This window comes from Shewanella sp. 10N.286.52.A9 (assembly GCF_041468985.1).
Classification (GTDB): Bacteria; Pseudomonadota; Gammaproteobacteria; order Enterobacterales; family Shewanellaceae; genus Shewanella; species Shewanella japonica.
This window is the reverse complement of sequence record NZ_JBFRJQ010000005.1, coordinates 66884-91857: the sequence shown is the minus strand read 5'-3', so window position 1 is coordinate 91857 and position 24974 is coordinate 66884. Positions and strand designations below refer to the sequence as shown.

Below are 24974 nucleotides of genomic sequence, written 5' to 3'. Positions count from 1 at the left end.
AGTCTTAATAATAACGCCACTATGATTGAATTGAATAGTTTGGTTTAAATAGCTTAGATTGGATTGAATAAATTGAGTTGGCTTTTTCAGTACAGGGATGAATAACATGAACAATATATCCGTTTTGGTTAAATCACTAATATGCGGCTTAGGGCTTAACCTGGGCATGTCAGTTACAGCCTACGCCCTACCGTTAGAAAAAATTCAATTGCCTGATGGCTTTAGCATTGAACTCTATGCCGATAATGTTAAAAACGCCCGCCAAATGGCTTTAGGCGACAATGGCACCTTATTTGTGGGCAGTCGCCGCGCTGGTAATGTTTATGCACTTATTGATAGCAATAAAGATAACCGAGCTGACCAGCAAATCACCCTTGCCAAAGACTTGTTCTTACCATCAGGACTTGCCTTCCATGATGGTGACTTATATGTCGCCGAAGTCGATAAAATTTGGCGCTATAACTCTATCGAAACCAGTTTACCCACTATCCCAAAGCCAGAACTTGTTTATGATAAATTGCCAAATAAAGCCCATCACGGCTGGAAGAACATCAAATTCGGCCCCGACGGTAAGCTTTATATCCCTATCGGCGCACCTTGTAATGTGTGTGATGATCCCCTGCCATACTCATCAATTTTAGCCCTCGATATAGAAACCAAACAAACCGCTACAATTGCCCAAGGCGTGCGTAACAGTGTCGGGTTTGATTTTCACCCCGACACAGGTGAGCTATGGTTTACTGATAATGGCCGCGACATGATGGGTGATGACTTACCTGATGATGAACTAAACCGTGTCAGTAAAGAAGGTCAGCATTTTGGTTTCCCTTACGTTCATAACGCTGACATTAAAGACCCTGAATTTTATGATGCAGAAAAAGCCAAACTCAATACACCGCCTGAACTCAACCTTGGCGCTCATGTGGCCGCATTAGGGATGGAGTTTTATCTTGGAAAGCAGTTCCCTGCTGAATACCAAGGCAGTATTTTTATCGCCCAGCACGGCTCTTGGAACCGCAGTAGTAAAGTAGGCTACCGTGTGATGCAGGTGGTGCTTGATGGTAACAAAGTTAAAGATTACCAGCCGTTTGCCACCGGCTGGCTGCAAGGCGAACAAAGTTGGGGGCGACCTGTTGCCGTGCTTACAATGCCTGATGGTGCATTATTGGTGTCAGATGATGCGGCCGATGCCATTTATCGTATCAGCTATCAACCAGACTAATTATCCAAATACTTGAACCATAACACTGTTATGACTATCGTTGCGCTATAGGGAAATCACTACGATGAAATCGACGTTTCGCCTTGCTATTACAAGCTCGCTGTTACTTGGACATACCGCATTGGCCAGCACCAGTTTTATTGACCCAATTGACGGCTATTTTGATGCTGGCGAATACCTTGCAGAAAATGCTTATGGTTTTCTTCCTGTACCTAGCATCATTACTGAACCCTCAGTTGGCACAGGGCTCTTACTTATGGGGATTTTCCTGCATGAAAGTCCTGAGCAAACTGCCAAGCGTCAGCAAGTAGCCAAAGACTCCGTTGACGGCGGCGCCCAATTGCTAACCCCAGGTATTTCAGCAGCAGGTATTGGCGCGACTGATAATGGCTCAAAGTTCGGCTTTTTAGGCCATAGAGAAGCATGGCAACAAGATCATATTCGCTACCTTATCGGTGGCGGCTACGGTGATGTGAATATGAACTTTTACAGCCAATCAGACTTTGCACAAGACATAGCCTTAGACTTGAATATGCAAGGCTATGGTCTCATGCAAAAACTGCAGTTCAGATTATTCGACAGCCCATTATTTTTAGGTGTCACTCAAAAATACGCCAAAGTGGATTTAGCAAGCAATAAAGAGCTATCACTACTGCCACCTGAGTTAGTTGACAGGCTCACCGACATACTTGACCCATCGCCCGCAGTTTCATCCCTTGGCGCCGTGTTGCAATACGACAGTCTTAATAACTTTTTTATGCCCACCAAAGGCTATGACTACACCATCGAATACGACTGGTTTAATACCGCAATAGGCAGCGACTATGATTACCAAACGATTAAAGCCACCGGCATTAATTACTGGCCAATGACACAATCCGTCACCCTTGGGGTCAAACTTAATTATCAAACCATCAGCAGCGATACTCGCCTGCCCGTCTTTACCTATCCCTACATTGAAATGCGAGGCATCCCGCGAAACCGCTATCAAGGTGAAGCGGTATCGACCGGAGAAGTTGAGCTAATGTGGCGAATAACTCCACGCTGGATGGTACTGTCGTTTGTGGGTAGCGGCCTTGCTGGCGACAGTAATAGTGATATGTGGGACAGCGACGAGCAAACCGCCTATGGCGCTGGTTTTCGTTACACCATCGCCCGTCGATATGGGCTGCATATGGGAATTGATGTAGCAAAAGGCCCCGAAGATACCGCATGGTATATCAATGTCGGTACGGGGTTTTAAAAGGTCGCCTTTTGCACATCGAAACCTAAAGATGATTAACGGTATTTATTCATTTCAGTACCCTCTGCTGGAATCAAACGTTTGTCAATTTCAATCAGCGTTTGATACTCCTCGGGATAAAACCGTTTAAGTCTTTCAATTCTCGCAAAGTGACTAGGCTCAATGACTTCAACCATTTGGGCAACTTCGTTAATGTAACTAAACAACTTCCCTTCTTTGTAACTTTTATCCAGCACCCTATCAAACAAGTCTCGGCCTAACCGAGTGAAGTCTTCAGTAACCTCTAGACCTATTAACATTTTAAATACTTCTTCAGATTTTAACGATACAGCCAATAAGCTGCTTCCTTCATGGTCTTTTAAATTAAAATCGAAACCTCTGTCATAAAGGCCTTTCGCCTGCTCTATCGTCACCGAGTTAAAATAATAAAAATTATTCGGAGGAGTTGAATCCGTTCTAGCATTCCATATATCAATATAAACGTCTGCTTCTTGTAGAACGAGTAAAAACAGATAGTTAGTTTCATCTTGAGATAAACTATTGGCACTCACAAAATCTGCGGCCTCGGAATATTGTTTATTTCTTAATAGATTGATTAATTCGATTTGCTTTCCATTTTCTCGTACACGATTTTGATGATTCCACTTTTGATAAAGCAAAGGATCTATTTGATGTAATTCTTCAGCAATGTGCTTTGAGTTGTTTTTAATTTCAGAAATTAAGTCATGCATTTTTTTAGCAGGTTCGAACCCTTCTTTATTTTTTTCTTTCCTCGTTATGTCTGCACATTGTTCAGACTGCTGGCTAATGACTTGCTTCAATTCACCGTATTCAGCAAACGCTTTACTCAGTTCAATAGGTACATTCATTTCATCTTCAATCGAATCAACTTCTTGAAAGTTTAATTTCGACGTTAGCGTTTTATCTAGAACAGTAAAATCAATATAAAACCGATTAACCCCTGAAGAATAAAAAGCCTTACCGTCATCGGAATAGCGCCCTTTCAACTTTTGTCCTGATTGGTGTAGATACTCAATCATTTCACTCTGTTTTGGCGTTATTTGCGAATTAGGATCGTCAGGTAAACGACTAAAAGCAAGATTTAAACCTGATGTATTTTCGCTACTCGTTGGCGTCACACCTCTAGCAGCAAGTAATTTCAAAACGTCAGTATTAAACTGAGCAACTGCGATGTCGGCTATATTTTCATAACGTGCAAAGTCACCCTGCTCAAATGCAGGATAACCATCAATGTTGTCCGACTGTGCGATGATGAGCTTTATATATTCAATTGGAAGTTGACCATTGATAGCCACTGCAAGTTCATGAGCAGTGAAACGATGTTCAGCGATTAAGCCTTGATATTCTTCAGCAGTAAATAACTGAGCATGAGTAACGGAGAGAATGGAAGGTGAAACAACGGAACGGTCATCAAACCTAAGCGGCGACGCTACATAGGTATTAAAGCTCTTATCATTTTCATGTAAACTGATTAAAGCCTCGCGGCTAACACCCTTAATATCTTTGGTATTGATGGGCATATATATACTAGTTGTGTCACCAACTGGCTCTAATGAATTGGCTAATACTGTAAGCTCAGTTTTATTCATTCCCAAATAGCTATCAAACCCTTTCCACTCTGCTACATGCCCGACTTTATTGGTATATTCTATGCTCTCTTTGGCGATTTTTACCTTCGCAAGATGTATCAAGTCCTCATAAGATTTATAAGATGTGGTATACATATACGAATATTGCATTAAATCATCACGCGTTGCTCCACCTCGTAACTCAAGCGCTAAAGCATCAATGAGTATCTGATGAGAATCTCTGATATGTGCACTGAAGTTTCCATTAAACCGTTTACATTGCCTAGGAGTAAGCTCTCTTTCTGTCTCGGTTAGCTTTATATTTACCGCTATATCAATAGGTTTAGAGCTAGATAAAATAGAAGGTGTTTCTGAATGTTGATTTAGCGTTGATTCAGAAGTGATAGCAATAATTTCTGAATGATAAAAATAATAGGAAAGAACAATAAGAAATATAAATAGAGCTAGAAACCACTTTTTCATTTAACTTCATCCTTGAAAATAAGCCACTGCAAAGTATCAATAAAAACTGTTTAGTGACAGTTTTAAATAGAAAAATGACTAAATACTTTATGAATCAACTTCCTTTATTCTTAATCTTTGCCATTTAGTACAAGCTAATATAGGTTACTTATAAACCTACTAATTAGCTCAATTTAAGGACAAATTGATTTGAATTACGACAGTAGATATTCTGAACTAGATTGGCTTAGAGTCATTTTGATTTTTGCAGTTTTTTTACACCATGTTTTGATGCCATTTAACGGTGATGACTGGCATATTATGAATACCGAATCGAGTAAGTTACTCGATGATATTATGGTGTATTTTGAACAATTCAGATTGCCCACTTTATTTTTCATCTCCGGTGCAGGCTGCGTTATTCTATTATCCAAAATTTCCGTTAAACAATTTTTCAAAGATAAATTCACTCGGTTATTCATCCCGTTGTTAGCGGGTTCGGTTTTAATCATTCCTCCCCAAACCTATATTGAAAATATCAACGAACTTGCTTCTTTTTGGCAGGCATATCCTGCATTAGCTTTGAAATTGGAACTCAATCACCTATGGTTTATTGAATACCTTATTGTCTTTTCAGTCATCTCAATTCCAATCAACGCCATGTTTCAAAGTCGATTAGGGCAAGGCGTTGTATCGATAGTAGCTAAAATCAGTCAACTTAAAATCGGGCTACTTTGTTTGGTTGTTATACTTATTTTTATCAAGATATTTTTCTCAATTTACTTCCCAAGTGATGGCCACAAAATCGAAAATTTATCTTCTTCCAGCTATTACTTTTTCTTCTTTGTTACTGGCATGCTATTTATTCGCAGCACCACTATTTGGCAAGCAATACGCGATCAAAGAAGGATTAACTTATTCGCTTTAGTCGTGTTTAGTGCCTTATTTTATGCTTACTATTATTCTCCTGATTTAAGTGAGTATTTGTCATTAAATGTGCGTTGGGGGATATGGTGGCTAGTGTGCTGTTTAGTCGCATGGTCTGCTCTATTGTCCATGCTCGGTTATGCACAACATTATTTAACCGTTACTCCTAATTGGCTCAAAGAGAGTAATCAATTAATCTATCCGTTTTACATTCTCCACCAAACTGTCATTGTCGTGATTGGATATTTTGTTATTTCACTTGAAGCCTCTATCTCAATTAAAATAATCCTACTGTTTACAGCCTCATTCACCTTGACCAGTGCCATCTGTGCTTGGCTGATAAGACCCTTTAATGTCTTCAGAGCCATGTTCGGGTTAAAGTTAATAAAATCGGCAACTTAACACTTATGCTTCAGCAGTAAGTTAACTTAGGCAAAGCTAATTTACTGCTGATAAAGCTAGCCTTATGTAGCTTAACAATGACATAGTTAACTTTCGTAAATTACACCTTGTTGAGTCTACGCCTATGAATGCGACGATTAATACCTCAATGTCAGCTAAAGGCTGGGCAATGCTATTGTTACTATCAATCCTTTGGGGCGGTTCATTCTTCTTAATCGGGGTTGTTGTGAGCGATTTACCTCCTCTAACAATTGTGACTCTTCGAGTTGCAATAGCGGCAATCACGCTGTGGATTTTTGCCTTAGCCATTGGCTTAAAGCCGCCTAAAGATCTCAAGGTTTGGTTAGTGTTTTTAGGAATGGGACTGCTCAATAACGTTATCCCTTTTGCCCTTATCGTGTGGGGACAAACTCAAATAGCCTCGGGGCTTGCATCAATCTTAAATGCTGCCACTCCCATATTTGCTGTAATCGTTGCAGGAGCATTACTGCCAGATGAACGGATCACATCGCTCAAACTTACAGGTGTCGCAGTGGGCTTTATTGGTGTGGTAATAATGATAGGCCTACCTGCTTTTAGTGGCGAAGTCAGTTTATTTGCTCAATTAGCCATTATCGCTGCGGCACTGTCTTATGCATTTGCAGGCGTTTATGGCCGCCGTTTTAACGCGTTAAAAATCAATCCTATTATTACCGCTGCAGGTCAAGTGACTGCATCAACATTAGTGTTAATTCCTATCACTTTATTCGTTGAAGGTCCTTTGGATATCAATACTGTCGCCTTTAGTACGTGGGCTGCAATGAGTGCCTTAGCAATACTGTGTACCGCTATCGCTTACATCTTGTATTTTAAAATTTTAGCCACAGCAGGCGCCACTAATGTGTTATTGGTAACCTTATTAGTGCCAGTATCAGCTATTTTACTCGGGTCAGTGTTTTTAAACGAAACCTTAGCCCCAGTTCACTTTATTGGAATGACATTAATTGCAGTAGGGCTATCGGCCATTGACGGTCGACTCTGGCGTAAGCTGCTGACTAACGAAGACAGTAAAACCAACTCAACACAGGAGGGATAAATGCCCCATTGTATCGTCGAATATTCAGCTAATCTTAACGGCCAAGCTTTGGTCGATTTGGTACATCAAGGTGCACTGGCATCTGAGTTATTTCAAGCACAAGGCAGTGACATAAAAGTCAGAGCAATACCCTACTCAGAGTTTAAAACCGGTAGTGTTGATATCAGTTTTATCCATGTAACGATGAGGATTTTATCGGGCAGAAATGATGAGCAAAAAACCATGTTAACTCAGCGAGTGTTAATGCAATTACAAACCTTGATTAAAGTGGATTGCTCTTTGTCAGTAGAAGTGGTCGATATTGACCGAGAAACGTATTCAAAAGTGGTTGTTTAACTCCATTTTTGTCAGTGTCTCTAAGGAGTTGGTAAATGACTCATGTAGAAATTAAGTATTCAGATAACCTCACTTTCGACACACAAGATATTTTTGATGATATAGAAGGCATCATTAATCAAAAAGATGCCAGTGCTGGCGTTTGTAAATCAAGAGCTTACCCTTGTTCTGAATATAAGCATCCCCATATTCTAGTTACCGTATCCTTGCTTACTAAACCGCACCGAGATGAACAATTTACCTTGGAATTGAGTGCTGAGATTGAGTCAGCGATTAAAAGTCATCTGCAACAGAGCCTGTATTTTTCTTTAAATATTGAATACAGCAATGCGTATTACACGACGAATGTTCATCAAGTTGATGGTATTGCCTTAGATTGCTAAGTAAACTTAATGACCAAACTTGGTTTTGAGTAACGTCATGACTTATTCCAGAGTCCTACTTACTTTAGGCTCTAGCCCTTTTTTAAGAATACAACTGTATTCACAGTTACTAACACCATTGACTAACGCAACTAAAAAATATTTTAGCTAATAAAATCAAACATTAATTAATTCGCATTTATGTTTTTTACTACCTATAAATTCATTGTTCACATATTGTATTACTTCCTTTTAAAACGAAAAACGCAGAAAGACATTTCGAATATCATCGCTTAGCTGTTAACATAATGGCATCAATCAAGAAAAGGGAATTATCTAAGGCTTCGCTCAGTGAGGTCTTTTAAATGGATTTATAATGAAAAAACTACTCACTTTATTGTTAGTGTTATTGCCGTTTGCCACTCAAGCTGACTTTGATACTAAAGACACCATCTACGTTGAATTACTCACCAGCAAAAACCTACAAGAAGTAAAATTAGGTGCAAAAGCTTTGCACCACAGCTTGCCTGAAAATGTTCAGCTATGGGATTTAGCAGCCTTTACACTTTGGTCAATGAACCAAAATGGCGATAAAGAAGATGATGAATTTGACGACACAATATCATGGTTAGCAAAAGCTATTGGTGAAAGCCAAAACCCAAGGTATCGGACACTGTTAACCGAACAAAATAGCAATGAAGCGTCACGAAAGGTGAAGAAGTATTTCAAAAGTGCAATTAGAAACTTAACCAAAGAAGACCGTCCTCAGTTTAGAGCTCAAGAATTTAATCTTGAAGCAATTAACGTTATTAACGCCACCACGACCCCAACCTTAAAAAAGTTTGATCAAATAGCACAAGGAGACAGCTTAGATTCTGTAATAGAGAAACTAGGTAAACCGGATGGTGTAGGGCAGTATATTCGCAGCTACAGAAGGCCCTTCATTGGTCGCCAAACCTTTCAAAACTTACGTTTATCATACATCAACCTTGGCTCCATGGAGTTAAAGTACGAAAAAAACCATTGGATCGTTGATTTAAAGTCTAAACAAACTAGCGTTGATATTTCAGACATTGCGCCAGAATACCGAGACTTGTTATCTCGCCTTGTAAGCAACGATGTCACCCAAATTCGCACCGCTGCACGAGAGGCAATTAAGCTTCCATTAACGGATACAGCAACGTTGGATCATGTTGCCCAATACATATGGGATAACCAGCAAACAGAGGATTCAGATTTTGCTGACTCACTCGCTTGGCTTTGTAAAGTATTAAGCAAGAGTCAAAATGGTCGCTACAAAGAAATGCTTAGTACACTGGCTCAAAAACCTTTGCACAGTAAAATTACTCGCTACGCTGCAAACACTGCGAAAGCATTAAATGGTACGCAACCTTTTTTTACGCCAAAGGTAACGATAAAAGCGTCTAAAAACAGCTCGACAACTAACCTATAGATAATCGCTTACTCTTCACTTTAAACAGAAATGGGTGAGCCATGCTGTCAGCTAGCAATGCTGGCTTTACCCGGTTTGAATATGCAGTTTTAATCAGAAATCATATAAATGGTCAATAAAAATCAACAGGACACGCTTGCTTTTACCTCTATTGCTGAAGCCACTCGTTACTTTACAAATCAGCAAAATGCCTTGAAACTGGAAGAGATAATTAACTCTAACAATCTAAACTTAAGTGATTTTCGCCTTGATGCTCACAAGAGATTAGACAAGCTGGAACAGCTATTAGCGCAATACAAACACTATTACGCTCAAGTTATCACAGGTTCTAGCAAAGAAATGTTAAGCATCATTTCTGAGCTAGATAAAGTCAGTTTTCAAACAGCGTTAGACTCAAGCGCTACCACTCTGAATCAAAAAATATTTGAACAAGGGTTATTCTTTAAAGCCAGAGAGTCTTGGATTTACAATACAAGAACAATGCTGAATATCCTTGAAAATAATCAGCAACACATCACCTATGACGGTGACACTTTCGAATGCGATAACGATGAGTTACTAACCCAATTTAATACCTGTGTCGCAGCAATGGATAAAGCGGCCGATTTTGAAGCTGAATTTTTAAAAAATAAAAGAAACAGTGTATTAAATGGTCTTAAAAAAGTCTGGGCACTGATTAAGGCTTAAAAAGCCTCACTCTATCCTGCCTCGCAAAGACATAGTTAGAATTCGTTTAAAATATGCTGGTTAATGTCCGTAACAGCAAAAACTTTACTTCAGTGTTTAAATCGAATTCGAAACCATAGCCTCAATGTATTTTATTGGTATGGCATAAATGACATTAGGGCCTCGAGTATTGATTACAAAGTAGGTATAAACGACTGACTAGCAAACTCAACACAGGAGGGATAAATGCCCCACGTAGAAATTAAGTATTCAGATAACCTCACTATCAACACACAAGATATTTTTGATGATATAGAAGGCATCATTAATCAAAAAGACGCCAGTGCTGGCGTTTGTAAATCAAGAGCTTACCCTTGTTCTGAATATAAACATACCCATATGCTGATTACCCTATCCTTGCTCACTAAACCTCACCGAGATGAGCAATTTACCTTGGAGTTAAGCGCAGAGCTTGAACTGGCGATTAAGCGCCATCTAAAACAAAGTTTGTATTTTTCGTTAAATATTGAATATAGCAGTGCGTATTACACCACGAATGTTCATCAAGTTGATGGGGATGATATTTCCAAACTCCGTTTGGATTAACATCGTGGGTTATCCTTTTCCAAACTCCGTTTGGATTAAAGTCAAAGTCGTGGCGCTTCGCCCACACCAGACCAAAAGGGAGTGAACGGCAACTCCCTCTTGGAACACCCACCCGCTCCAACGAAGTTTTAAAATGCGAAACTTCCAATGGAGGAATCAATAGCTTTAAACCTCGTTTGTAGGCTGCTTCGGTAATCTACAAAAATCACTAACGCATTCGATGGGGCGTCCCTTTCCCTCGAAAGCTAGCCAGAATCTGAAGTACAGGATGTACTAAATGCCTTGAAGCACATGGATGTGCGAGAAAGGCCATGGCCAGACTCACGCAATTTTCTTGCTTTCCTCAATTCAATTGCAGCTTCATAGAGAATAAAAATCAGTTTAAAGCTATAAAAAATGGGTTATGTAACAACAAAAGAATTTGCGGGCACAATAGACTCCGTTGGAAGTGTCCGAATGCGTTGAGCTAATTTGCGTGATGGAGGCAGGTCATTCTCGTGCATCCATGCACTACATGACATTCAGGCTTCCTGCCTATCGACGCCGACATAGCCTCAAAGAGAGCCATGGTCACTCCTTAGCATCCCAGCCATCGTGACATCAGTAAATCCATTTACAAGCGATGGAGAATCTGAGGCGATAGCAAATTCGCTCTGTAGCATGCGGAACAACACTTCGCGGGAGCGGCATAGGGAGATGCAAGAGGGGGATTGCTGTTGATCCCCCCTCTTGCTCGGGTGTGGGTGAAGCGCCACGACTTTGAAACTACTTACTTTATCAATTTAAATTGAAGATAACTCAAGCATAAAGCTCGATAGCTTCAACCAATTACATGGTGTAAGTTAATAAATAATTTGAAAAAGTGTCTAGAATAAGCCTAGAAATCACATTTACTACACTTATAGTTTTAGGAAATATTCACAGTTGAAATTATCTGAATTAACAGTCAATGCACTGACTCCCTTTGTTACAGGTGATAATGGGCAAAGTCCTTACCTATCAGGCTCAGAACTAATCAAGTTTTTCAATTCGTTTGGAATGAATGATCAATACTTACAAAGGCAAGGTGGTCTGCCAAATGCTTGGTCTCGAAAAGAGTATGCATTTGAGACCTTAAAGAAAATAAATGGAAATGTTGAATTTAAAGCATTAGTTGAAGCATTAACTGATAGCCGAAAAGTTGATAACCCTGATGACATTGCTCATCAATTAAATGAAATAATTAAACACGATGGGTATGTACTAAATGAAAATGATATAGGTGTTTATAAAATAAGTGGTCAAGGTTTAGAAAGCCCAATTTTAATTGAAGCTCACTTCCAACAAATAAAAGTTCAAATACTAGAAAGCATCCAAAGTGCAAAGTTCAGCATTTGGGTCGCTGTAGCATGGTTTACAGATAAAGACTTAGCTAATGAACTAAGAATAAAACACCGAAAAGGTATCAATGTAAGAGTCATTGTAAACGATGATAAAACAACTGAGCAGCATGGACTTTCATTTGATAAAAAAGGAATTGAATACGCAAAAATATCACCCAATTCAGTATGGGGAAAAAATTAATGCATAACAAGTTTTGTATTATTGACTTAAATAAAGTAATTCATGGTTCGTATAACTGGACAAGCAACGCACAGTACAATAATGAAAGCATTACTATTGTTGAAAACAGAGAAATAGCTGAAGATTTCGCAAATCAGTTCATTCAACTTAAAAATCAAAAAAGCACATAATAAAACTTTCTAAGTAAATGTAATTTGTTTTTTCCTACTTAATAGGCTTATATATCACCCATAAAAAAACCAGCCATTCTCTCAAATGGCTGGTTTATTAGTAGTGATTATTAAGCCAACGGCTTAATCAACAATTACCCTTGTGGGCGCATTGCTGGGAATAAAATCACGTCACGGATGGTGTGAGTGTTAGTGAATAACATCACTAAACGATCGATACCAATACCTTGACCAGCAGTTGGTGGTAAACCGTGCTCTAGTGCTGTGATGTAATCAGCATCGTAAAACATTGCTTCGTCATCACCTGCATCTTTAGCATCAACTTGCGCTTTAAAGCGGTTGTCTTGATCTTCTGCATCGTTAAGCTCAGAGAAACCATTCGCGACTTCACGGCCGCCGATGAAGAACTCGAAACGGTCGGTGATGAAGTGGTTTTCGTCATTGCGACGTGCAAGTGGTGAGATGTCAGCTGGGTAACCCGTAATGAACGTAGGTTGCATTAATTGTGGCTCTGCCGTTTCACCGAAGATTTCTTCAAGTAGTTGACCACAAGTCCAGAATTTCTCGATGCTCATACCAATGCTTTTCGCAAGGTTACGCATAAACTCAACGTCTTTAACTTCTTCATAAGTCATAGACTGAATTGTTTCGTTGTCTGGGTTGTACTTCTTAATCGCATCTAGCATGCTCATACGTGCGTATGGATCGCCAAAATCAACGGTGTGCTCGCCGTATGGCAGTTGTGGTGAACCACAAAGCTCAGTTGCGATTGAACTTAGCATTTCTTCTGTTAAGTCCATTAGGTCGTTGTAATCAGCATACGCCATATAGAATTCCATCATAGTGAATTCTGGGTTATGACGTGGCGATAAACCTTCGTTACGGAAGTTACGGTTAACTTCAAACACACGCTCAAAACCACCAACAACAAGACGTTTTAGGTAAAGTTCTGGCGCAATACGTAAGTACATTTCGATGTCTAACGCATTGTGATGTGTAATAAATGGACGAGCTGAAGCGCCACCTGGGATGCTGTGCATCATTGGGGTTTCAACTTCCATGAACTCTTTTTTCACCATGAAGTTACGAATAGCAGTAACGACTTTAGAGCGCATGATGAAGGCTTCACGTGAGTCTTCGTTAACGATTAAATCAACGTAGCGCTGACGGTAGCGCGTTTCTTGATCTGATAAACCGTGGAATTTTTCTGGTAGTGGACGCAATGCTTTTGTTAGCAATTGGTACTCTTCCATGTTCACGTATAAATCGCCTTTACCTGAAAGGTGAAGTTGACCGGTTACGCCGACGATGTCACCAATGTCTAAACCTTGGTAAGTCGCTTTTAAATCTTTTTGAACATCTTTACCTGCATAAGCTTGAATGCGGCCAGATACATCTTGAATAACCAAGAATGGACCACGTTTAGCCATAACACGACCCGCAATAGAACGTTGAACGCCCATTTCTTCTAGCTCAGGCTTAGTGTAGTGGCCGTATTCTTTTTGAATATCAGCAGCCTTGTGTTTTCGATCGAAGTTGTTCGGGTGACCATTAGCAGGGCAGTTTTCGCGGATGTGATCTAGTTTCGCGCGACGTTCTGCAATTAACTTGTTTTCGTCTTGGGTTTGTTCAGTCATCTTCTTCTCTCGTTAAAGGCCAGATTTCAGGCTAGCTTCAATAAACTTGTCCAAGTCGCCATCTAAGACGCTTTGGGTATTTCGGTTTTCAACACCTGTACGTAAATCTTTAATACGGGCATCATCAAGCACGTACGAACGGATTTGACTGCCCCAACCAATATCTGATTTGGCGTCTTCCGCGGCTTGCTTATCAGCATTTTGTTTGAGCATTTCTAACTCATACAGTTTTGCTTTTAACTGTTTCATTGCAGCGTCGCGGTTCTTATGTTGCGAACGGTCATTTTGACACTGCACGACCGTGTTGGTCGGTAAATGGGTAATACGAATTGCAGATTCTGTTTTGTTAACGTGCTGTCCACCCGCACCAGATGCGCGGTAGGTATCGACACGTAAATCTGCTGGATTGATATCAATCTCAATCGAATCATCAATTTCTGGGTAAACGAATACCGAGCAGAAAGAAGTATGACGCTTACCAGACGAATCAAACGGTGACTTACGCACTAAACGATGAACACCAGTTTCTGTACGTAGTGAACCAAAAGCGTATTCGCCAGTAAACTTGATGGTTGCGCCTTTAATACCGGCAACATCACCGTCGGTTACTTCCATTAATTCTGGTTTGTAATCGTGAGCTTCACCCCAACGCAGGTACATACGCAACACCATGTTTGCCCAATCTTGCGCTTCGGTGCCGCCTGAACCTGATTGAATATCTAAATAGCAATCTGATGCATCATGTGGGCCAGAGAACATACGACGAAACTCAAGTTCCTCTAAACGTTTCTCAAGATCTTCTAGCTCAGAACTCGCATCGTTAAAGGTTTCTTCGTCGTCTTCTTCAACGGCAAGTTCAACCAGTCCTTCAATATCTTCAAGGCCACTGTCCATATCATCAATGGTTTTGACCACTGCCTCTAAAGATGAACGCTCTTTACCCAGTGCTTGGGCGTTATCAGGATCGTTCCATACTTCGGCACTTTCTAACTCTCGGGTAACTTCTTCTAAACGCTCTTGCTTAGCAGCGTAGTCAAAGATACCCCCGAAGAAGTTCGGTGCGGTCAGCGAGTTCCTTGATCTTGAATTTAACTGGATTTACTTCAAACATGATGATTTCTACTTTATGGAAATTTAGATTGCTGCAAACCGAGTATTCTAACCTATCGCTAGCGCTAAACCTAGGTCGTTTTAATGACTTTTTGTCACTTTAGTTGGCCATGATTACAATCAAGTAAGTTGAATAAGTTTGATGAACACATTAACTGACCATTTATGAATTAATTAGACATAAAAAAGAGCCAAGCAACAAACGTTGCAATGGCTCTTTTATCTCAGTAAATACAATGAAATTAACTCACTGTTGGGCTTTATAATTCAATAATGGATTTACACCTTAAATTGACTCACCAATGTCGATAAGTAATCGCCAGAGCTTGCAACAGAAGTACTGACCTCAGCCGCTTGCTGGCTAGATGACAGCAGCTCATTAACGATTTCTTGTACTGAGGTGATATTGCGATTAATTTCCTCTGTTACTGAGCTTTGCTCTGTCGCAGCTGTCGCAATCTGGGTACTCATGTCATTAATACTGGTCACAGACGATGTCACCGCACCTAAACTTTCTGAAATCGCTTTGGATGAATCCACTGAGCGCACACCACTTTTTTGGCTTTGCTCCATTGCATCAACGGCTTGCCCCACTAACTTATGTAGTTCAGATAGCATTTCATTAATCTCGACCGTGCTGGCCTGAGTACGACTTGCCAAGCTACGTACCTCATCAGCAACCACTGCAAAACCACGACCTTGCTCTCCTGCCCTTGCAGCTTCAATAGCCGCGTTCAATGCCAATAAGTTGGTTTGCTCCGCAATACCGCCAATCACAGATAACACTGAATTAATCTTTTTAGACTGCTCACTAAGTGAAGAAATATTATCAGCGGCGCTGTCGATTTGATTCATTAATTGCGACACTTCATTTAATGAAATATCCACACACTCTTGAGCCTTTAACACATAGTCTGAAGCATCATCGGTTGCTTCGGCCACACTATTGGTATTTTGCGCAACATCATTAGCAGTCGCCGACATTTCGGTAATCGCGGTAACGATTTGATCGACTTCGCTGTTGTGGCTATATAGCTGATTTGAAATGGTTACCGTTTGATCGTTGATGGTTTTTGCTGCGCCTTTAACCTCATCAGTTGCGCCTGAAACCTCGGTAATGATCGCCTGCAATTTTTCAACAAATAGGTTAAAAGCAAGGCCAAGTTGTGCAATCTCATCTTTACCGCTCACCGTTAACCGCTTAGTTAAGTCACCTTCACCTTTTGCAATGTCGTTTAAAGACTCTGCCATGTTCTGGATTGGTGATACCATTTTGTGTGAGGCGAATACGACAATCATGCCTGTGACTAACGCTAATATGATGGCAAGAAGTAGAAACATCCCTACTTGTTCGTTCATCTTCTCTTGTGTGTACTGACGATATTCAGTGATGGATGCTTCAATATCATCAATGTATGCACCAGTACCCAGCATCCAGTTGGAGTTAGGGATCATCACAGCATAACCAAGCTTTTCAACTAACTCGTTACTTCCTGGTTTACGATAAAAGTAAGTAAAACTGCCCTTACCTGATTTAGCCGCATCTAATAACCCCACAACAATTTTGGTGCCATTAGGGTCTGCCATATCAATTTTATTTTGCCCTTCCAACGAATCGTTAACGCCATGAAAAATACTCAAACCGCTATCGTCATAAATGTAGAAGTAGCCAGCACTGCCAAATCTCAGTGTACGAAGTGCCGCTTTAAAGTTTCCGTTATCACCTAGGCTACGCTGATATTCATAAACTGCTGTGGCAATTTCTAACTGCTCTTTCATTTGATTGTTGCGTTCTGCTATCAATTCAGAGCGAAAATGTTGAATGTCTTCTTCTAGTGCGCTCTTCTCAGTAAAATAATAAATGCTCAGCATCACTGCTAAAATGAAAGTAAGGGGAATTAATGCTAAACCTAATAATTTATTACGCAGGGACAAGTTTGACATCATGTTGTAACTCTCTCTCGATTCTTGTTATGGCATAATTATAGTTACAAAAAAGCATTCATTCTGATACACATGTAACTTTTTAGTAAACAACTCGTGAGCTAGATCAAATAAAGCTTAATTAGCACCATACACATGCACATTCATCTGAATAGTAACTACTTTCCATTAAAAGGCTGATTAATTGGTTAGTTAGCGTCAGGCACCATTAAGCCGCCTTGATCCCACCTGAGATCAAGATCAAACAAACCCTTTTTTTGCGAAGCACAAGCAAGCCTTTCAGTTTAAATATTAGCAAGCGCACATAAATACAGCGTGATGTGAGCAACACAACAAAACCTAGCCCCATATTCCTCAGTTAATGTAGATCTAATAAAAATCGGTATATTTTGTAGAACTAATAAAAGGCATGTAAAGCCAACAAAGAATCAAACAAGGCCTACAAGATGATTACACTCAAAATAGACGGCAAATCATTGTCGGTTAATAGTGGAAGGAATCTTCTCCAAGCTGCACAGGAAGCAGGCATCCTTATTCCGAGTTTGTGTGACTCAACCTCGCCACAGTCAGCGCACAAACAAGACTGCAATTTGTGTGTAGTCGATATCAATAATAATGACGGTAGTTGCCGCAAAGCTAAGGCTTGTAAGACCCAAGTTACCGACAATATGCACGTCACCACCCAGAGCGCAGAATTAAGTGAACTTCGCCGTGATGCATTAACCCATATTTTGTCTGATCATTTTGCTGACTGTGAAGCGCCCTGCCAGAAAGCTTGCCCAGCAGGTGTGGATATTCAAAGTTACTTATTTCATATCGCCCAAGGTAATCACACTGAAGCGGTAAAAATAATTAAACAAACCTTACCACTGCCGTTATCTATTGGCCGAGTTTGCCCAGCATTTTGTGAGGCTGAGTGCCGCCGTGGTTTAGTTGATGAGCCCGTAGCGATTCGCCAATTAAAGCGCCACGCGGCAGATTTAGATTTAGCTGATGAGCACAGTTACCAAATTGAACGTCAACCAGATACCGGTAAGAAAGTCGCCATCATTGGCAGTGGTCCTGCTGGATTAAGCGCAGGCTATTTTTTAGCAAATCAAGGCCATGAAGTCCGCATTATTGAATCAATGCCGCAAGCTGGCGGTTGGCTGCGTTACGGCATTCCTGAATACCGCTTACCTAAAGCAATCCTTGATAAAGAAATTGCCTTACTGACTGAAAATGGTCTTGAGATCCAAACTCAAACCCGCCTTGGCGAGGATGTACACTTAAAGCAGCTAACCGATGAGTATGATGCGGTTTGTTTAGCCATTGGCGCACAAAAAGCCGTGCCAATGAATTATCCCGGTAGCGACTTAACAGGCTGTTACTTAGGCGTTGATTACCTACGTGATTATTGCACCGATAAGCGTTTTGTCATTGGTAAAAAAGTCGCTGTTATTGGTGGTGGTAATACGGCCATTGACTGTGCTCGCACCGCAGTACGCGCTGGCCATGATGTCACTATTATCTATCGTCGTACTCGTGATGCCATGCCAGCTGAGCCTTATGAAATCCACGAGGCGGAAGTTGAAGGAGTTAAGTTTCACTTTCTGACTAATCCCGTTGAAAACATCAGCGATGAAAATGGTCAAGTCACAGCAATTAATTTAGCTAAAATGGCATTAGGTGAACCAGACTCATCAGGCAGGCGTTCACCTAAAGCAACTGGCGAAACCTTTATCGAAGCCTTTGATACTGTGATTGCCGCCGTATCACAAACCCCAGATATGAGCTTTTTAGAACACCCTGACAGTTACTTAACCAGTGGTGAAATTGCCTTGAGTCGCTGGAATACCTTTATAGGCTGCGAGCACACCATGTCTGCAGGGGTTGATAAATTGTTTGTGATTGGTGATTCTCGCACAGGTCCTGCCACCGCTGTTGCTGCGATTGGTGATGGCCGCAAGGCAGCTGTTGCAATCGATAAACTACTCAATCAAGGTTTGAGCTGTGAGCTAACGCCACAACAGTTTAATGCCACTAAAGCCCCAAAAACAGCGTCACTAAGTACAGGACTTGGAGCAGACCTTTACCCGAGTACCAAGCCTGAGGCTCGTTATAAAATGGCTGAACTCACAGCCATTGAACGCCAACTTAACTTTAATGAAGTGGAACAAGGTTTTGAACATAGTGAGGCGATGAAAGAAGCGGCTCGCTGTTTAGAGTGTGCTTGTCAGGCTAACACTGATTGTAAACTGCGAGACTACGCCACTGAATATCATGTGGATGCTAAAGCGCTCGATACCACACAAATGCAGCAGTTTGCCGTCGATAAGACCAGCCCGTTTATTCAGTTTGATGCCAACCGCTGCATCAGCTGCGGCAAATGCGTCGATGTGTGTGGTCAGCAAAGTGGCCATAATGCGATTAGCTTTGAAAAAAACAGCTTTCAAGCACTACCCACTGATGTCATCGCTGAAACAGAACGCACTCGTCAAGCCCCTCGAGTGGGCTTTAAAGCAACGATGGCAGACAGTGATTGCGTTCAATGTGGTAACTGCGTGCAAGTTTGCCCAACGGGTGCATTGGTTGATGCACGTGATAAGCGTCAAGGCAGTAATGAACAACTTAACACCACATCAACCATATGTACTTACTGCGGTGTGGGCTGTCGAATTAACGTCAGCGTATCACCATCCACTGGTAGAATATGCCATGTAGAAGGCAGCAATGATTCAGACGTAAACGAAGGTATGTTGTGCGTTAAAGGTCGTTTTGGTTATGACTTTATTCAAAGTGAGCAACGTCTTACCACGCCGCTTATTCGTAAAAATGGCGAACTAATTCCTTGCGGCTGGGATGAAGCCATAGACACAATCGCACAAAAGCTTTCCGCAATTAAAGCCCAAAAAGGCGGTGATGCGATTGCCACCTTAGCTTCTGCTAAAGCCACCAACGAAGATAACTATTTGCTACAAAAGTTCGTTCGTAGTGTGCTCGGTACCAACAATATTGATCACTGCGCCCGCCTATGTCATGCCAGTACCGTATCAGCGCTGCAGCAAAGTTTAGGTAGTGGCGCGATGACAGGCGATATTCCGGGAATTAAAGATTCGGATTTGATCTTTATTTTAGGCTCAGATACTTGTAATGCTCACCCAATCATTGCATCTAAAATCAAACAAGCGATCCGTCATCACGGTGCACGCTTGATGGTCGCCGATCCTAAACACGTAACTATTGCAGACGAAGCCGAACTCTATGTGGCGCAAAAGCCTGGAACCGATGTTGCCTTAATCAATGCCATTATGGCCGAAATCATCCGCAATGATTGGCATGATAAAGATTATATTGCCAAGCATACCGATGGCTTTGACGCAGTTATCCATACGGTAATGCAACCTAAATACTCATTAGAAAATGCCTCTAAAGTCTGTGGTATTCATGCAGAAAAAATTGCCCAGATGGCAAGGTTGATCGGCACTGCTAAAAAGACTGCGATTTACTATGCAATGGGCATTACGCAACATACTTCTGGCCATGACAATGTCACTGCCATTTCCAATCTGCAAATGCTATGCGGTAACTTAGGTCAATCTGGCGCGGGGATTAACCCACTTCGTGGCCAAAGTAATGTGCAAGGTGCTTGCGATATGGGCGCACTGCCTCAGTACTACACTGGCTATCAAAAGGTCGATAATCCTGTCGTTCAAGCGAAATTTGAGCAGTATTGGGATACTTCTTTATCGCCAAATGTAGGACTCACAGCGACAGAGGTGATGCATGCAATCACTGAAAATAAAGTCGATGCGCTTTACGTGATGGGTGAAAACCCTGTACTTAGCGATCCCGATCAAGCTCATGTGTTAGCTGCACTAGAGAAAATACCGCTTCTTGTTGTGCAAGATATCTTTTTGACAGAAACAGCTAAAATGGCCGATATCGTGTTACCAGCTGCATCGTTTGCTGAAAAGCTCGGCCACTTCACCAATACAGAGCGCCGTGTGCAGCGGTTGCAACCCGTGCTCCCACCACCCGGTCTTGCTAAGCAAGACTGGAAAATAGTTCACGCTATTGCCAACAAAATGGGGGCTAATTGGGATTATGCTAATGAGCAAGCCATTACTAATGAGATAAACCTAGTGACGCCGCAATATCAAGGCATCACTTGGGACAGGCTCAACAATGATGCACAAGGCAAACCTAGCAAAGGTATTCAATGGCCATGTGTCAATGAGCAAGACTCGGGCACCGCGGTATTACATCAATATGGACCAATAAAAGGCAAAGGCTTATTTACTGCGGTTGAACATCGAAGTCCTGCGGAGCCAGTTGATGATGAATACCCATTAGTGTTATCTACAGGTCGCTTGTTGGAACAATTCCATACGGGCACTTTGAGCCGTAAAACCCAAGGTTTGGATAAACTGGGCTCACCAAGAGTCATGATATCGGTGTTTGATGCAGAACAATTGGGCGTTAAAAATGGTGATACCTTGAAACTGTCAACTCGCCGAGGTGAAATTGAAATCAACGCCTTTGTAACCAAACGAGCTCAAGTTGGCGTGTTATTTTTGCCGTTCCATTTTGCTGAATCTGCGGCAAATAAACTCACCATCAATGCCATTGACCCCGTGGCAAAAATCCCTGAGTTCAAGGTGTGCGCGGTAAAAGCGGAGCGTGTTTCCAAACCTGTTCTCAGCCAGAAAGTGAGCAGCAATCAAGCTGAACCCGCATTAGCTTAACCCTCGATATCACTTCAGATAAACAAAAAAGGCAGCGTAATCGCTGCCTTTTGTATGCTTAACGGTTTAATTTACCAGACTGATTAAAGCACCTGTCGCGGCAAAGCCCATTACCAATAATACGATGTTAGGCTTGGCAATTTTAAGCACCGCAAAACCGATTAACACAAGTGCCATATCAATCGGTTCAATAACCGCTGAAGTAAACACGGGACTATACAAAGCAGCGAGTAACAGTCCGACTACCGCAGCGTTAACGCCAGCAATAGCACCTGATATAGCTGGGCGTTCACTGATAGCATGCCAGCTTTTAAGCCCCACCAGCATCAATAAAAATCCTGGAATGAAGATAGCAAGTGTTGCCACAATAGCACCTAAAATCGGTTGCTCCAGCCACAAATCTGCCCCTAAGAATGTGGCTAGGGTGAACATAGGACCTGGCACAGCTTGCGCTAACGCATAACCCGTTAAGAATCGATCTGAATCTACCAACTCACCAACATTAGCTTCAAGCAGTGGCAGTACCACATGACCGCCACCAAAAACTAAACTACCCACTTGATAGAACTGAGCAAAAACTTGACCTAATGTGCCGGTTTGATTAATCAAATAAAAACTACTGAGCAAACCTAGGATAAATACCGCAAGCCAGCCATAACTCAAGGTTATTGGCGTATTTTCTGGGGTAATATTTTCCCCTTTTGTCAGTACGACAAAGCCAACAATTGCAGCAAGTAACAAAACAACTATTTGGGTCAGTAAAGATGGAAACAACATTATACTTGCTGCGGTTGCAACCATTAATACCCGTGCGGTTTTACGTTGACAAAATTGACCAAACATCGCCAATGTGGCATCAGCAACGACGACAACAGCGAGTAACTTTAATCCATGTATAGCGCCCGATACCGCTGTGGTTTCAAGCCAGTGAGCACTGGTCACTGCTAATAAGAACAGCAAGAAAAATGAAGGTAAGGTAAAACCAACAAACGCAGCAATTGCGCCCATTAAACCGCCACGGTGATACCCAATGGCAAAGCCAACTTGACTAGAGCCAGGGCCAGGCATGAATTGGCTTAATGCAACCAAACTGCCATAACGTTTATCATCAAGCCAGTTTAGTTCGTTCACAAAGGTTTGTCTGAAATAACCAATGTGCGCTGCTGGCCCACCAAAACTAATAAAGCCTAATGCCAAAAAGCGAGTAAAAATTTGCCACATAATCAAACGACTTCCAATTCCATTTATATAAGGATTGTACTTAAATCGATTGTACTCAAACCGATTGCACTCAAATCGATTGACTCAACCAATAGTGCTCACATCAATAGTGCTCAACCCAATGTTGAAATTGATGGGTATGTTAACTTTTGAGTATATGACAGTTTAATTTAACTTTTATGACAAGCTGTGAAATTAGTTTATCCCTGTAAATGCGTTAAAGCCTTTTCACTCAAGCGCTTTAATTCACGTAACTCTTCACTATCACCGCCGACCTTACAACGCATTAATTCTGGTATTTTTTTGGCCTTCTGCTGCAAAGCTTTGCCGTCCCCAGTAAGGTGCAACACTCTAACTCGCTCATCATCTTTATTACGATCACGGATAACCAACCCCTTGGTTTCAAGTCGTTTTAATAGCGGGGTTAATGTGCCTGAATCTAAATGTAGCTTTTCGCCTAGAATTTTTACGCTAATGCCAGACTCTTTCCAAAGTACCATCATCACAAGGTATTGCGGGTAGGTCAGTGAAAGTTCATCAAGTAGCGGTCTATAAGCACGAATTAACGCATTGGTGGCACTATACATTGCAAAACAGACTTGGTTTTCTAGTGCTAATGGGTCTAGGGTTTCGGTTGCAGGTAATTTACTCATGGCAAATGCTCCATGTTTTTTGGCAATATAACACTATGATTAACTATAATTTGGCCCATCTTACCACACTTTAATTGCGCACAAGTTAATCGCTTCATAGGCCGTTTAGTTTGAAGAACTTTTATATCAAATAATTAAAGTTTGCTAATGAGAAGCCGATAATGACATATCACCGATACCGAGCAAGGGTATCAACGTCGTATTTTAAGCCGTAACGTCAATAAAGTGAGAAACTATGTCTTTATCTATTAATTCACCATCAGCAATGCCTACTAATATTGATTCTGGTACTAGTTTAAAAGTCGCCGTAATGGCAAAAGATCAGCAAAAAGTTGAAGGCCAAATGGCTTTACAGCTAATTGAAGCTGCATTACCACAGCAATCAGCACCACAGCCAGTAGGTAATAGCGGTCATATTATTAGCACAAAAGCTTAATTCGATAGTTCAGCCAACGTTGAACAACGGCTAAAAACGCTTCATATTTAAACTGAATACGCTATGATTTGATTTATACGACCTTATAAAACAGGATGTTTATCATTATGCGTATTCAGATTTCAGCTTCGATCATTTGCCTCTTATTATTACTCCCATATCAGTCAGCTCTAGCTGAAGAGCCTGTCATGCCATCATTTGATTGCCAACAAGCTCAAGGCCAAGTTGAAGAACTCATCTGCCAAGATAGTCACTTAGCCAGTTTAGATGTTGAAATTAACGAGATGTTTACCAAACTTAAATCTCAAACCAGTAATGATGAATTATCTCAGTTAAAAGCCTTTCAGCGAGGTTGGATTAAAGGCCGTAACGATTGTTGGAAAGCAGAGAATATAAAGTCATGCGTGCAAGATTCTTATGAGTCTCGACTCACAGAGCTACAAATTGCTGCTGGCGAGTTTGAAATACCTGAGCCAATTCAATATCTATGTGGCGAAACAGCCAATGGCAACCTTACCAAAATTACCGCTTATTTTTATAATGACACCGCAATACCAGCAGCGATGCTGACGGTTTCCCCCAAGAGCCAATACCTTAAAACGACCAATTTTGCTTTGTTAACTCGCACCGCATCAGGTGCCAAATACCAAGGACAAAATTTTAGTTTTTGGACTCACCAAGGGGAAGCCATTTTCAGTCAGTTTGAGCAAGCTGATCTCAACTGTATCACTCACGAGTAGTGTCGTTACCAGTCTCTGACACCTCATATTTTCAATGACATTAGCACATAAAAAATGTCATTAGACATGGTTTCAATTCAGATTAACTGAGCTTTATTAAGCCAGTATCACTCACGACTCATCTCATCATCAGCCTCTGACTTCGCATGTTTTCAATGACATTAGCACATAAAAAATGTCATTAGACATGGTTTCAATTCAGATTAACTGAGCTTTATTAAGCCAGTATCACTCACGGCTCATCTCATCATCAGCCTCTGACGTCGCATGTTTTCAATGACATTAGCACATAAAAAAACCATGTCATTAGACATGGTTTCAATTCAGATTAACTGAGCGCTATTAAACCTGTATCACTCACGGCTCATCTCATCATCAGCCTATGACGTCGCATGTTTTCAATGACATTCGCACATAAAAAAACCATGTC

20 protein-coding genes are annotated in these 24974 nt (G+C 41.2%); 14 read left to right on the top strand and 6 right to left on the bottom strand.

Annotated features, from left to right (window positions below; translation table 11 throughout):
- The first annotated feature begins 166 nt into the window (after positions 1 to 166).
- Both AB4128_RS04480 and AB4128_RS04475 read left to right on the top strand, forming a co-directional pair.
- Positions 167 to 1222 (top strand): sorbosone dehydrogenase family protein, encoded by a 1056-nt coding sequence (locus AB4128_RS04480; RefSeq protein ID WP_372037176.1) that lies wholly within the window; start codon positions 167 to 169, stop codon positions 1220 to 1222.
- 64 nt (positions 1223 to 1286) lie between these two features.
- Complete coding sequence (locus AB4128_RS04475) at positions 1287 to 2465, top strand: BamA/TamA family outer membrane protein (RefSeq protein WP_372037047.1); 1179 nt, start codon at positions 1287 to 1289, stop codon at positions 2463 to 2465.
- Between the two features lie 35 nt (positions 2466 to 2500).
- Here the strand turns inward: AB4128_RS04475 and AB4128_RS04470 are convergent, their stop codons facing one another.
- The gene (locus tag AB4128_RS04470; RefSeq protein ID WP_372037045.1) at positions 2501 to 4537 is read right to left on the bottom strand and encodes a hypothetical protein; all 2037 of its coding nucleotides are present in this window, start codon (positions 4535 to 4537) and stop codon (positions 2501 to 2503) included.
- Positions 4538 to 4726: 189 nt separating this feature from the next.
- Here AB4128_RS04470 and AB4128_RS04465 point away from each other — a divergent pair, with 189 nt between their 5' ends.
- The 9 genes from AB4128_RS04465 (at position 4727) to AB4128_RS04425 (ending at position 12076) form a co-directional block, all read left to right on the top strand.
- The gene (locus tag AB4128_RS04465) at positions 4727 to 5845 is read left to right on the top strand and encodes an acyltransferase family protein (protein WP_244899721.1); all 1119 of its coding nucleotides are present in this window, start codon (positions 4727 to 4729) and stop codon (positions 5843 to 5845) included.
- Between the two features lie 124 nt (positions 5846 to 5969).
- Positions 5970 to 6920, top strand: a complete 951-nt coding sequence (locus tag AB4128_RS04460; protein WP_372037042.1) for a DMT family transporter — start codon at positions 5970 to 5972, stop codon at positions 6918 to 6920.
- Complete coding sequence (locus AB4128_RS04455; RefSeq protein WP_055024901.1) at positions 6921 to 7256, top strand: 5-carboxymethyl-2-hydroxymuconate Delta-isomerase; 336 nt, start codon at positions 6921 to 6923, stop codon at positions 7254 to 7256.
- A 35-nt stretch (positions 7257 to 7291) separates the two neighbouring features.
- A complete protein-coding gene (locus AB4128_RS04450) occupies positions 7292 to 7639 on the top strand; it encodes a hypothetical protein (RefSeq protein ID WP_372037040.1) in 348 nt (115 codons plus the stop codon).
- Between the two features lie 355 nt (positions 7640 to 7994).
- Entirely contained in the window at positions 7995 to 9071 is a 1077-nt protein-coding gene (locus AB4128_RS04445; RefSeq protein ID WP_372037038.1) for a hypothetical protein, read from the top strand.
- Between the two features lie 108 nt (positions 9072 to 9179).
- Complete coding sequence (locus tag AB4128_RS04440; protein ID WP_372037036.1) at positions 9180 to 9758, top strand: hypothetical protein; 579 nt, start codon at positions 9180 to 9182, stop codon at positions 9756 to 9758.
- Positions 9759 to 9983: 225 nt separating this feature from the next.
- On the top strand, positions 9984 to 10343 hold the full coding sequence (locus tag AB4128_RS04435) for a hypothetical protein (protein ID WP_372037034.1): 360 nt from the start codon (positions 9984 to 9986) through the stop codon (positions 10341 to 10343).
- A 924-nt stretch (positions 10344 to 11267) separates the two neighbouring features.
- Positions 11268 to 11906: a phospholipase D-like domain-containing protein gene (locus AB4128_RS04430; protein ID WP_372037032.1), complete on the top strand. Its 639-nt coding sequence runs from the start codon at positions 11268 to 11270 to the stop codon at positions 11904 to 11906.
- Complete coding sequence (locus AB4128_RS04425) at positions 11891 to 12076, top strand: phospholipase D-like domain-containing protein (RefSeq protein WP_372037030.1); 186 nt, start codon at positions 11891 to 11893, stop codon at positions 12074 to 12076. The genes AB4128_RS04430 and AB4128_RS04425 overlap by 16 nt, the downstream gene beginning before the upstream one ends.
- A 134-nt stretch (positions 12077 to 12210) precedes the next feature.
- On the opposite strand, the gene lysS is transcribed toward AB4128_RS04425, so the two are convergent.
- The 3 genes from lysS to AB4128_RS04410 all read right to left on the bottom strand — a co-directional run bounded on the left by lysS (position 12211) and on the right by AB4128_RS04410 (position 16767).
- Positions 12211 to 13713 carry a lysine--tRNA ligase gene (lysS, locus tag AB4128_RS04420; RefSeq protein ID WP_372037028.1) on the bottom strand — a complete coding sequence of 501 codons (1503 nt, stop codon included), beginning with the start codon at positions 13711 to 13713 and terminating at the stop codon, positions 12211 to 12213.
- 12 nt (positions 13714 to 13725) lie between these two features.
- A protein-coding gene (prfB, locus tag AB4128_RS04415) for a peptide chain release factor 2 (RefSeq protein ID WP_162491212.1) occupies positions 13726 to 14824 on the bottom strand; the annotation gives its coding sequence in 2 pieces (ribosomal slippage) (positions 13726 to 14748 and positions 14750 to 14824; 1098 coding nt in all).
- Between the two features lie 278 nt (positions 14825 to 15102).
- A complete protein-coding gene (locus AB4128_RS04410) occupies positions 15103 to 16767 on the bottom strand; it encodes a methyl-accepting chemotaxis protein (RefSeq protein ID WP_055024968.1) in 1665 nt (554 codons plus the stop codon).
- A gap of 446 nt (positions 16768 to 17213) precedes the next feature.
- Here AB4128_RS04410 and fdhF point away from each other — a divergent pair, with 446 nt between their 5' ends.
- On the top strand, positions 17214 to 21494 hold the full coding sequence (fdhF, locus tag AB4128_RS04405; RefSeq protein WP_372037026.1) for a formate dehydrogenase subunit alpha: 4281 nt from the start codon (positions 17214 to 17216) through the stop codon (positions 21492 to 21494).
- A 66-nt stretch (positions 21495 to 21560) separates the two neighbouring features.
- On the opposite strand, the gene chrA is transcribed toward fdhF, so the two are convergent.
- Positions 21561 to 22715 (bottom strand): chromate efflux transporter, encoded by a 1155-nt coding sequence (gene chrA / locus AB4128_RS04400; RefSeq protein ID WP_372037024.1) that lies wholly within the window; start codon positions 22713 to 22715, stop codon positions 21561 to 21563.
- A gap of 200 nt (positions 22716 to 22915) precedes the next feature.
- On the bottom strand, positions 22916 to 23368 hold the full coding sequence (locus AB4128_RS04395) for a MarR family winged helix-turn-helix transcriptional regulator (RefSeq protein WP_080916752.1): 453 nt from the start codon (positions 23366 to 23368) through the stop codon (positions 22916 to 22918).
- Between the two features lie 235 nt (positions 23369 to 23603).
- Here AB4128_RS04395 and AB4128_RS04390 point away from each other — a divergent pair, with 235 nt between their 5' ends.
- Together AB4128_RS04390 and AB4128_RS04385 are read left to right on the top strand one after the other, a co-directional pair.
- A complete protein-coding gene (locus AB4128_RS04390) occupies positions 23604 to 23804 on the top strand; it encodes a hypothetical protein (RefSeq protein ID WP_055024913.1) in 201 nt (66 codons plus the stop codon).
- Positions 23805 to 23911: 107 nt separating this feature from the next.
- Entirely contained in the window at positions 23912 to 24544 is a 633-nt protein-coding gene (locus AB4128_RS04385) for an MliC family protein (RefSeq protein ID WP_372037022.1), read from the top strand.
- The last annotated feature ends 430 nt before the right edge of the window (positions 24545 to 24974 follow it).

Bases quoted from the DNA above. Each gene is read 5' to 3' on its own strand.
- AB4128_RS04480 (WP_372037176.1), top strand. From the start codon at position 167: ATGTCAGTTACAGCCTACGCCCTACCGTTAGAAAAAATTCAATTGCCT.
- AB4128_RS04450 (WP_372037040.1), top strand. From the start codon at position 7,292: ATGACTCATGTAGAAATTAAGTATTCAGATAACCTCACTTTCGACACA.
- AB4128_RS04445 (WP_372037038.1), top strand. From the start codon at position 7,995: ATGAAAAAACTACTCACTTTATTGTTAGTGTTATTGCCGTTTGCCACT.
- fdhF (WP_372037026.1), top strand. From the start codon at position 17,214: ATGATTACACTCAAAATAGACGGCAAATCATTGTCGGTTAATAGTGGA.
- AB4128_RS04410 (WP_055024968.1), bottom strand. From the start codon at position 16,767: ATGTCAAACTTGTCCCTGCGTAATAAATTATTAGGTTTAGCATTAATT.
- AB4128_RS04395 (WP_080916752.1), bottom strand. From the start codon at position 23,368: ATGAGTAAATTACCTGCAACCGAAACCCTAGACCCATTAGCACTAGAA.
- lysS (WP_372037028.1), bottom strand. From the start codon at position 13,713: ATGACTGAACAAACCCAAGACGAAAACAAGTTAATTGCAGAACGTCGC.
- AB4128_RS04440 (WP_372037036.1), top strand. From the start codon at position 9,180: ATGGTCAATAAAAATCAACAGGACACGCTTGCTTTTACCTCTATTGCT.
- AB4128_RS04455 (WP_055024901.1), top strand. From the start codon at position 6,921: ATGCCCCATTGTATCGTCGAATATTCAGCTAATCTTAACGGCCAAGCT.
- AB4128_RS04385 (WP_372037022.1), top strand. From the start codon at position 23,912: ATGCGTATTCAGATTTCAGCTTCGATCATTTGCCTCTTATTATTACTC.
- AB4128_RS04470 (WP_372037045.1), bottom strand. From the start codon at position 4,537: ATGAAAAAGTGGTTTCTAGCTCTATTTATATTTCTTATTGTTCTTTCC.
- chrA (WP_372037024.1), bottom strand. From the start codon at position 22,715: ATGTGGCAAATTTTTACTCGCTTTTTGGCATTAGGCTTTATTAGTTTT.
- AB4128_RS04435 (WP_372037034.1), top strand. From the start codon at position 9,984: ATGCCCCACGTAGAAATTAAGTATTCAGATAACCTCACTATCAACACA.
- AB4128_RS04475 (WP_372037047.1), top strand. From the start codon at position 1,287: ATGAAATCGACGTTTCGCCTTGCTATTACAAGCTCGCTGTTACTTGGA.
- AB4128_RS04390 (WP_055024913.1), top strand. From the start codon at position 23,604: ATGTCTTTATCTATTAATTCACCATCAGCAATGCCTACTAATATTGAT.
- AB4128_RS04460 (WP_372037042.1), top strand. From the start codon at position 5,970: ATGAATGCGACGATTAATACCTCAATGTCAGCTAAAGGCTGGGCAATG.
- AB4128_RS04425 (WP_372037030.1), top strand. From the start codon at position 11,891: ATGGGGAAAAAATTAATGCATAACAAGTTTTGTATTATTGACTTAAAT.